At 41.6% G+C, this 8,324-nt stretch carries 9 protein-coding genes; 4 read left to right on the top strand and 5 right to left on the bottom strand.

The genetic code is table 11. The features are described from left to right. Nucleotides 1–273 (bottom strand): transposase family protein (locus tag IQ224_RS19300; protein ID WP_194033365.1); only part of this gene is annotated, 273 nt, incomplete at its 3' end. A gap of 368 nt (nucleotides 274–641) precedes the next feature. On the opposite strand from IQ224_RS19300, the gene IQ224_RS19305 reads away from it, so the two are divergent. Continuing rightward, entirely contained in the window at nucleotides 642–1,895 is a 1,254-nt protein-coding gene (locus tag IQ224_RS19305) for a competence/damage-inducible protein A (RefSeq protein ID WP_002744752.1), read from the top strand. Between the two features lie 207 nt (nucleotides 1,896–2,102). Further along, nucleotides 2,103–2,234 (top strand): hypothetical protein, encoded by a 132-nt coding sequence (locus tag IQ224_RS24695; protein WP_002731870.1) that lies wholly within the window; start codon nucleotides 2,103–2,105, stop codon nucleotides 2,232–2,234. A gap of 397 nt (nucleotides 2,235–2,631) precedes the next feature. Here IQ224_RS24695 and IQ224_RS19310 read toward each other — a convergent pair whose 3' ends face one another. After that, nucleotides 2,632–4,227 carry an Hsp70 family protein gene (locus IQ224_RS19310; RefSeq protein WP_084989916.1) on the bottom strand — a complete coding sequence of 532 codons (1,596 nt, stop codon included), beginning with the start codon at nucleotides 4,225–4,227 and terminating at the stop codon, nucleotides 2,632–2,634. A gap of 187 nt (nucleotides 4,228–4,414) precedes the next feature. Between IQ224_RS19310 and IQ224_RS19315 the strand changes: the two genes are divergently transcribed. Together IQ224_RS19315 and IQ224_RS19320 are read left to right on the top strand one after the other, a co-directional pair. After that, on the top strand, nucleotides 4,415–5,014 hold the full coding sequence (locus IQ224_RS19315; RefSeq protein ID WP_002744749.1) for a Uma2 family endonuclease: 600 nt from the start codon (nucleotides 4,415–4,417) through the stop codon (nucleotides 5,012–5,014). 99 nt (nucleotides 5,015–5,113) lie between these two features. Continuing rightward, a complete protein-coding gene (locus IQ224_RS19320; RefSeq protein ID WP_002744748.1) occupies nucleotides 5,114–5,581 on the top strand; it encodes a DUF29 domain-containing protein in 468 nt (155 codons plus the stop codon). A 77-nt stretch (nucleotides 5,582–5,658) separates the two neighbouring features. On the opposite strand, the gene IQ224_RS19325 is transcribed toward IQ224_RS19320, so the two are convergent. Genes IQ224_RS19325 through accC form a run of 3 tightly spaced genes read right to left on the bottom strand, consistent with a single transcriptional unit; the run spans nucleotide 5,659 to nucleotide 8,220 of the window. Then, nucleotides 5,659–6,234 carry a Uma2 family endonuclease gene (locus tag IQ224_RS19325; protein ID WP_036401250.1) on the bottom strand — a complete coding sequence of 192 codons (576 nt, stop codon included), beginning with the start codon at nucleotides 6,232–6,234 and terminating at the stop codon, nucleotides 5,659–5,661. A gap of 26 nt (nucleotides 6,235–6,260) precedes the next feature. Beyond that, the gene (locus IQ224_RS19330) at nucleotides 6,261–6,830 is read right to left on the bottom strand and encodes a Uma2 family endonuclease (protein WP_002751147.1); all 570 of its coding nucleotides are present in this window, start codon (nucleotides 6,828–6,830) and stop codon (nucleotides 6,261–6,263) included. A gap of 43 nt (nucleotides 6,831–6,873) precedes the next feature. After that, nucleotides 6,874–8,220, bottom strand: coding sequence for an acetyl-CoA carboxylase biotin carboxylase subunit (accC, locus tag IQ224_RS19335; protein WP_008203409.1), 1,347 nt, complete (start codon nucleotides 8,218–8,220; stop codon nucleotides 6,874–6,876). Nucleotides 8,221–8,324: the final 104 nt, after the last annotated feature.

Raw genomic sequence — 8,324 nt, forward strand, 5'->3', positions numbered from 1 at the left:
TACAATCCGACATATAGTTGATTCTGATAGTTCCCAGCTTGTACCAATGTGAAAATATGTTCTATATTCTCGCCAATATTCTAACGTTACTAAAACTTGTTCTTCTATAGATAGTTTAGGTTTCGGTCTCCTTTTAGATGGTGAATTAGAGTCGGCTTCAACACTTTTTACTGATTCTACCATCTTTCTATAGGTTTGTTTATACACACCGAAACGGCGTTTGAATTGTTCATCTGATAAGTTTTGATAATCCATAATTTTGCTAATAAACATAGCAAAATTATAGATGATTTCCTGACCTAAGATCACATTTTATTCTTTTTTCCACTTCAATCTAAGAATTGAGAAAAAAGCAAAAACCTCCATTATACCATAAAAAAATTATGCAAGAGGTCTATTGCTATATAAGGCAATAATGCGCTGATTTTACGTTTGCTAATGGGTAGTGATACTAAATCTGGTTATTAAAAGTGGCATTTAATATACAAGACTTTGATTGTTGATGGCTTACTGATATAATGTGGGAGCGCACTGGTAGGGTTAACTTCCAGTACCATCGTTACCGAAACCCGATCGAACGATGGTGACAGGAGATCAGTTAATGATCAAAATTGAAAATCTTAAGCTAATTGTCAAAAATTATGGCCGCTGAAATTATTTGTGTAGGAACGGAATTATTATTAGGGGATATAGTTAATACTAACGCCCAATATTTAGCCCTAGAATTGGCAAAATTAGGTATTCCCCATTATTATCAAACGGTGGTGGGGGATAATTTAGAAAGACTGAAAAAAGTGATCGATATTGCCCGAGAACGTTCTTCAATTTTAATTTTTACCGGGGGACTCGGACCGACTCCCGACGATTTAACCACAGAAACAATCGCCGATTTTTTCCAAACGCCCCTCAGGGAAGATAAAGAGATTTTAGCAGAAATAGAGGCTAAATTTACGAGTTTAGGGCGAGAAATGCCTCCTAGTAACAGTAAACAGGCTTTAATACCTGTGGGAGCCGATTTTTTGCCAAATCCGACGGGAACCGCCCCCGGCATGATCTGGCAACCACAGACTAACGTAACTATTCTCACTTTCCCCGGAGTACCCTCAGAAATGAAGAGAATGTGGGTAGAAACGGCGATTCCTTACCTAGAAAGTCAAGGATGGGGCAAAGAGAGGATTTATAGTCGTTACCTCAAATTTCGCGGTATCGGTGAGTCAGCTTTAGCGGAAAAAGTTGCCCATTTATTTGATCTGACTAATCCCACCGTTGCCCCCTATGCTAGTTTAGGCGAAGTGCGTTTGCGAATTGCGACCAAAGCCCCTTCTTTAGAGGCTGCTTTGCAGGTAATTGAACCAGTAGCGGCGGAAATTAAGGAAATTGCTGGATTAGATTATTTTGGGGCCGATGATGATACTTTACCCTCGGTAGTGGGGGAACTGTTGCAGCGACAAAAACAAACTTTGAGTGTGGCAGAATCCTGTACCGGAGGGGGATTAGGGGAAATTATCACCCAAATCGCCGGCAGTTCCGATTATTTTTGGGGTGGGGTTATTTCCTACGATAATCGGGTAAAAGTTGCCCTCTTAGACGTAAATGAGCGGGATTTAAATAATTTCGGGGCTGTCAGTGCCATTGTTGCCCAACAGATGGCTCTAGGAGTGCAAAAACGCCTCGCTACCGATTGGGGGATCAGTATCACGGGTATTGCCGGACCAGGAGGTGGCAGCGAGACAAAACCCGTGGGCCTAGTTTATATCGGTTTAGCCGATCCTCGGCGAAATGTTACCGTATCAGAGCATCGTTTCGGAGAAAATCGAGATCGCTTGACAATTCGCCAGATTAGTGCTTATACCGCCCTCGATCGCCTACGCAGGGATTTATTAACAATATCTTAAAAAAGAGTTGCCAAGAATATATACTCAGACTAAAAAGTTATGTTAAGCTTAATATAAGTACAAGATATAGATTCCCCCGTTCGTCAGATTGAACAGCCAAACGATAAAAATTAGTTAAAATTCTCTAGAATCAGGCTTTTGCGTGGCTGTTGCGGGGATCAATCGACGAAAACTCATAGCTAGTATCTCAAAGGAGCCATTTGGTCAATGGACTATTTAGATGAAGTGATAGAAAAATTGAGAGAATGGGCGCGCAAACTGGTCGAGAGTGTTTTTGGTCCGGAACCCGAACCCGAACCCGAACTAATCCCGATCCCCGTGCGCGATCACAGTCGATAAAGCCACCAGTAAAACAGAATATTGCGATAATATCAGTGCAAACTTACTATAAGTCTGCACTTGATTTTTAGGTGAAGCCAAGTCTAGCTTAGAGCAGGCTGAATAAATCTAAAATTTAGACTTTTTGGAAATCAAAAAGTACCAGATATGGGAGTAAGCGGGGGTAAAATTCAGGTAATTTTTTCCTAAAAATTAGGTAGGGTTTGCTGAATAAATCTGAAAACCTTGTTAGATAAGGCTTTTAGACTTTTTTCCCTCAAAAAGTGTTGACCATTGGAGTGATCCGGGGTAAAATCCCTAGACTTTTTCCCTGAAAATTAGGTAACTGACTACCTCAAAATCGGTAAAACCCCACACCCCACACCCTGCCCCCACGAGCAACTTTTTGCCGTAAACCCTAGCTTAATTTGGTGACTATTTGATTATTTAGTAACAATTCTTGACTGAGTAAATCTTCCACATTAATCCGCAGAAAACACTGATCATCAATCCAGAACTGCACTTTAATGCGATCTTTACCCCGGAAACCTAAAGGAGCGAGTTTAGCGATCGAACGGGCCCCCTCGCGATCATTTAAGGGTTGGACGCTAGTTTCTCCATTACTCAGGGAACGAGTAATTAATTTATCACCATCAAAATAAACCTCCATTGCTCCACTTTCTGTGCCTAATTCGCCGATAATTAACTCAATGCTGGGTTGATTGTCCACGGAAGCACCTAGGACTAATTCCACGGGTTTTTCCATGGGATAGGGTTGTCCAGAGTTAATAATTGGATGCCAAGCGTGGGCATTTTTGCGACGATTCCAGTAACGAATGCCGTAGCTATGATAGAGAAAATCTTTGACTTGATAACCTTGGGCTAATTGTAACGCTCCTAAAGCGATCGCTTCAAAGGGTCGATCCTCTTTAATTTTACTACTATCAAAATACTGTCGCACCCAATCTTTTACCGCCGGAATTTGTACAGTTCCCCCAACTAATAACACCGCATCGATATCGCTAACTTCAATTCCATTGCGTCTTCCCTGTTGCAAAACTCCCGTCATTAAATCATCTAATTGATTAAAAAAGTTTTGTTGTTGGAGAATATCGGTCAATTGTTCTCGATCTAAGCTTAACTCGTAACTCTCGAAATTTTCCTCATCAAAATATACCTCCTCGGCGGTTAATTGGGAAGAAAGTTTAATTTTTAATCTTTCTGCTAGACGAGTAGTCAAGGAAGTTTTCGCTAAAGATTGCTTTTGGGCAAAATAATCGACAATCCAATCATCGATATCTGACCCCCCTAAATTTATCCCCGCCTTGGCTAAAACTCTGGCTAGTTTAGTTTTTTGGGCGGAATTATTGCCTAAAAGTTTTTCTCCCCACTTGAGAATAAAACCTTGATTTTTTTGAGGATTATCTAAATCTAATTGTACCAAAGAAAGATCGAGGGTGCCACCGCCAAAATCTACCACTAAAATCACTTGATCACCCGTGCTTCCATAACCCAAAGCGGCGGCCGTGGGTTCATCAATTAGTCGAATTTGTTCGATTTCCCATCCCTGACAAACATTGCTTAACCAATTGCGGTAACTTTCAAAACTATCGACGGGAACGGTTAAAACTAGAGATTGGGGGGTTTCTGGGGTGGTGTTTTTTAATTGGTCGATGATGCTATCAAGAAACCATTGGCCAACCCCCTCGAAACTGAGGACAGTTTCTTCTAATTCTGGTAAAAATCCTTGAATTTTTGCGCCGATACCTCGTTTAAAGCGACGAAAAAAACGCGGATCTTGATCGATATCTAAACCCCGATCGCGCACTGCTTGACCGGCAATTACTTGCAGAGGATTGGCTGATTTAATATAGAGTAAACTGGGAATTAGGGGCGGATTGTCGGCTATTTGTTGGGATAACTCCGATAATTTCACGGTTTCGGCCCTATTTGTCGCCCCATTCCAACGAGTAATGACGGTATTGCTGGTTCCGAAATCAATAGCGTAGAACACGATCGATAGTTTTTAGGTAAATTTAGTTAATTATTGGCTATTGTAACCTGTTATTTAGTGAAACCGCCCGATTGAGGTGGAAGTTTCCCTAAAAAATCGGGAATTTGTTCAGCGCAAGCTAAAGAATTCTGTGCAGAAACTTGACCAATAATCTTTAATAGTATAAGTTGCACCTGATCAAAGGATTATGTTAGCAGTTACTACCTCACCCGAAACCCTCTCCTTAGAAATTCCTAGCGCGATCGCTCTCTCTATCACCCTTGAACAGTTTGAAGCCCTTGCGGAGGTCAACCGGGACTTAAAATTAGAACGTACAGCCCAAGGAGAATTAATCGTGAATCCCCCGACAGGTGGCGAATCAGGACAGCGAAATTTTCGTATAACAGGACAATTGTTTCGCTGGTGCGAAGAAAATGAAGCTTTAGGAGTCGGGTTTGACTCTTCCACTGGATTTATACTGCCAAATGGGGCGATTCGTTCTCCCGATCTATCTTGGGTGAGTCGAGAACGCTGGGAATCTTTAACCCCTAAGCAGAAAAAAGGATTTATTCCCCTCTGTCCCGATTTTGTGGTGGAATTGCGCTCTGAATCCGATAGTCTTGACAAATTACAGAAAAAACTGCTTGAGTATAGGGAAAATGGCGCAAGGTTAGGCTGGTTAATCGATCCCCAGAATCGGCAAGTTGAAATTTATCGTCAAGGAAAGGAGGTAGAAATATTAGAAAATCCCACTGATTTATCGGGTGAAGATGTTTTACCTAATTTTAGCTTAAATTTAAAGCTCTGATGTTTTCGGGAGTAATCCTGCGATATTCTGCCAATCTTTTTGAGATCGGGGATTCGCTTCTAAATTATCTAAGAATTCTTTTTTCTAGGTCATCATCAAATGAGCATCGAAAAGTCTTTAGTCTCCTCAGGTAAAAGTCTTTATCAAGAAGATTTCTACCGATGGTTACAAGAAACCGCTAATTTACTCAAAGAACATCGTTTTGAAAAATTAGACCTAGAAAATTTGATCGAAGAAATTGAAACGATGGGAAGGAGTGAAAAACGAGAACTAGAAAGTCGCTTAACCGTCATTGCCGAACATTTGCTTAAATTGACTTACTGGCTAACTGAAAAGGAAGCAAATGCCCAAGGATGGCGCAGCACAATTGTTGAACAACGCAGACAAGTTCAACGCTTATTAAAGGAGAGTCCAAGTCTGAGAAGATTGATTCCTGAAATCTGGATAGATTGTTACCAAGCAGCCAGAGAAGATACTGTCAGAAAGTATCAACTCTCTGCTGATTTATTCCCAATTGAATCACCCTTTACCCTTGCAGAAATCCTTGATTCTGACTATCTTCCTTAAAAACGAAGTTTGGTATTTTATCGATGAAGATAATGCCCAACAAAGTAAAGCGTTAAACGGCAATCACTACCTCTGATTTACCAAATCAAAGTAAGATTTAAACTAAATTCTGACAGAATACTTTCCCCCGATAAACTCTCTGGATTAGTTAAAATTTCTACTGCCTGTCCTTGACGATAAATTTCTACTTCTCTAGTTTTTCTATTGATTAACCAACCTAAACAAGTCCCATTATCTAAATATTCCTGCATTTTTTTCCTAGCAGTTTCTAGGCTATCACTAGGAGACATTAATTCAATGACAAAATCGGGAGATAGAGGTAAAAATCTTTCCTTTTGTTGTGGGGTTAAAGCTTGCCATTTTTCTAAAGGTATCCAAGCAGCATCGGGAGAGCGATCGGCCCCATTCGGTAGTTTAAACCCCGTGGAGGAATCAAAAACTACACCTAATTTATGTAGGTTATTCCATAACCATAATTGGGCAGTGATTCCAGCGTTAGAATTACCAGTTTCTCCCCCCGTCGGTGGCATAATAATTAAATCTCCTTTTGCGCTGCGTTCCAAACGTAAATCTCGGTTATCCTGACAAAGTTGAAAAAACTGTTCATCGCTCAGTTGCCAAGATTCAAATTTAATTTCTACTACTGTCATCATAGATTCTCTTTTATAGGATTATATAATTACCAAATACTATCAAGTTCTAAGACAAATTGAGATAAAATATTTTCCCCCGATAAACTCTCTGGATTAGTTAAAATTTCTACTGCCTGTCCTTGACGATAAATTTCTACTTCTCTAGTTTTTCTATTGATTAACCAACCCAAACGAGTCCCATTATCTAAATATTCCTGCATTTTTTTCCTAGCCGTTTCTAAGTTGTCACTAGGAGACATTAATTCAATGACAAAATCGGGAGATAGAGGTAAAAATCTTTCCTTTTGTTGCGGGGTTAAAGCTTGCCATTTTTCTAAAGGTATCCAAGCAGCATCGGGAGAGCGATCGGCCCCATTTGGTAGTTTAAATCCTCCAGAAGAATCAAAAACTACACCTAATTTATGTAGGTTATTCCATAACCATAATTGGGCAGTGATTCCAGCGTTAGAATTGCTGGTTTCTCCTCCAGTCGGTGGCATAATAATTAAATCTCCTTTTGGGTTGCGTTCCAAGCGTAAATCTCGGTTATCCTGACAAAGTTGAAAGAACTGTTCATCGCTGAGTTGAAACGAGTTAAATTTAACTTCTACTGTCATTATTATCCCCAACCTACTCTCGTCTAAAATTTATGGTAACGCCCTAGGGCAAGAGATGTTCCTGGATGAAATTAGTATAAACATCTCCGGCTAAAAAGGCGGGAGTTTCCAATATTTTACGATGGAAATCAATAGTTGTCGGTACTCCCGTGATCGCACATTCCCGCAGAGCGCGTTTCATGCGTTTAATCGCAGTTTCGCGATTTTCTCCCCAGACAATTAATTTACCGATTAGGGAATCGTAATAGGGGGGGATTTCGTAATCGGTGTAAACGTGGGAATCCATGCGGACACCCGGACCACCGGGGGGCAGATAAGCGCTAATTTTGCCGGGGTGAGGGCGAAAATTGTGATCGGGATCCTCGGCATTAATGCGACACTCGATCGAATGCCCTCTAAATATCACCTGATCTTGCTTAATTTGCAGTTTTTCGCCCTGTGCCACCAGAATTTGTTCTCGGATCAGGTCTATCCCCGTGATCATCTCCGTGACGGGGTGTTCCACCTGAATACGAGTGTTCATTTCCATGAAGTAAAAATTACCGTGTTTATCGACTAAAAATTCCACAGTTCCCACCCCGACGTAATTAATCGATTTAGCGGCTTTAACAGCGGCATTACCCATTTTTGAGCGTAAATGGGGCGTTAAGAAGGGGCTGGGTGCCTCTTCTAGCAGTTTTTGGTGTCGTCGCTGAATCGAACAGTCTCTTTCTCCTAAATGGATCACGTTACCGTGACTATCGGCCAAAATCTGAAACTCGATATGTCGGGGACATTCGATAAATTTTTCTAGATATACTCCTGAATTGCCAAAAGCAGCTTCTGCTTCCCCTTGGGCGGCTTTTAACATATTACCTAGTTCATCTGCACTCTTGACAAGACGCATCCCACGCCCTCCACCGCCGGCGGTGGCTTTAATCAGGACAGGATAACCGATGTCATCAGCGATACGTTTTGCTTCCGCTTCTGAGGTAATTAAACCACCACTGCCGGGGATAGTGGGAACTCCCGCTTTTTGCATGGTTTTTTTAGCGGTAGATTTATCCCCCATAGCCAGAATAGCACTGGGAGACGGACCGATAAAAGTTAACTGATGATCGGCACAAATTTCGGCAAAGCGGGCGTTTTCTGCCAAAAAACCGTAACCGGGATGGATGGCCGTGGCGTTGCGTGTTAGGGCAGCCGAGATGATATTAGGGATATTTAGGTAACTTTTGCTGCTCGGAGGCGGACCAATACAAACACTCTCATCGGCCAATTGAACATGAAGGGCATGGCGATCGATGGTAGAGTGGACGGCAACGGTTCTAATGCCCAATTCTTCGCAACTATGAAGGATTCTTAAGGCGATTTCCCCGCGATTGGCGATTAATATCTTGGCAAACTGCATTGGACGACCACGAGATCAGGCTGGTGTGATAGGCGACTATTTAGTAGAATATCTGGTTTTGTTACCTTGGGGAAATCGGGTTGGGGGAGGGGGTAAGTGGGGTG

It is taken from the genome of Microcystis sp. LEGE 00066, assembly GCF_015207925.1.
Lineage (GTDB): Bacteria > Cyanobacteriota > Cyanobacteriia > Cyanobacteriales > Microcystaceae > Microcystis > Microcystis ichthyoblabe_A.